This window comes from Marinobacterium rhizophilum DSM 18822 (genome assembly GCF_000378045.1).
Taxonomy (GTDB): domain Bacteria; phylum Pseudomonadota; class Gammaproteobacteria; order Pseudomonadales; family Balneatricaceae; genus Marinobacterium_A; species Marinobacterium_A rhizophilum.
Window position 1 is genome coordinate 1 of the sequence record NZ_KB899142.1, and the last position, 1,385, is coordinate 1,385.

1 rRNA gene is annotated in these 1,385 nt (G+C 53.9%); it reads right to left on the minus strand.

Features of this window, described 5'->3' with window-relative positions:
• Nucleotides 1–21: 21 nt before the first annotated feature.
• Nucleotides 22–1,385, minus strand: a 23S ribosomal RNA gene (locus F451_RS0124340); the annotation flags it as partial.

Sequence of the window (1,385 nt, forward strand, 5' to 3'; positions counted from 1 at the left end):
ACCAAACGCCTTGGGCGTTATATGGTCAAGCCTCACGGGCAATTAGTACGGGTTAGCTCAACGCCTCGCAGCGCTTACACACCCCGCCTATCAACGTCTTAGTCTTAAACGGCCCTTTAGGGGACTCAAGGTCCCAGTGAGATCTAATCTTGAAGGGGGCTTCCCGCTTAGATGCTTTCAGCGGTTATCCCGTCCGAACGTAGCTACCCGGCAATGCCACTGGCGTGACAACCGGAACACCAGAGGTTCGTTCACTCCGGTCCTCTCGTACTAGGAGCAACTCTTCTCAAATCTCAAACGCCCACGGCAGATAGGGACCGAACTGTCTCACGACGTTCTAAACCCAGCTCGCGTACCACTTTAAATGGCGAACAGCCATACCCTTGGGACCGGCTTCAGCCCCAGGATGTGATGAGCCGACATCGAGGTGCCAAACACCGCCGTCGATGTGAACTCTTGGGCGGTATCAGCCTGTTATCCCCGGAGTACCTTTTATCCGTTGAGCGATGGCCCTTCCATACAGAACCACCGGATCACTAGAACCTACTTTCGTACCTGCTCCACGTGTCAGTGTCGCAGTCAAGCACCCTTCTACTCTTGCGCTCATTGCATGATTTCCGACCATGCTGAGGGTACCTTCGTGCTCCTCCGTTACTCTTTGGGAGGAGACCGCCCCAGTCAAACTACCCACCACACAATGTCCTCGAACCGGATTACGGTCCAGAGTTAGAACCTCAACAGTGCCAGGCTGGTATTTCAAGATTGGCTCCACGCAGACTGGCGTCCACGCTTCAAAGCCTCCCAGCTATCCTACACAAGCAATGTCAAAGTCCACTGTGAAGCTATAGTAAAGGTTCACGGGGTCTTTCCGTCTAGCCGCGGGTAAACTGCATCTTAACAGCTATTTCAATTTCACTGAGTCTCGGGTGGAGACAGTGTGGCCATCGTTACGCCATTCGTGCAGGTCGGAACTTACCCGACAAGGAATTTCGCTACCTTAGGACCGTTATAGTTACGGCCGCCGTTTACCGGGGCTTCGATCAAGAGCTTCGCTTGCGCTAACCCCATCAATTAACCTTCCGGCACCGGGCAGGCGTCACACCCTATACGTCCACTTTCGTGTTTGCAGAGTGCTGTGTTTTTAATAAACAGTCGCAGCCACCTGGTATCTTCGACTCCCGACCGCTCACCCCGCAAGGGGGTCACCGTCAGGAGCGTGCCTTCTCCCGAAGTTACGGCACCATTTTGCCTAGTTCCTTCACCCGAGTTCTCTCAAGCGCCTTGGTATTCTCTACCTGACCACCTGTGTCGGTTTTGGGTACGGTCAGCAGTAACCTGAAGCTTAGAGGCTTTTCCTGGAAGCGTGGCATCAACGACTTCAGTCC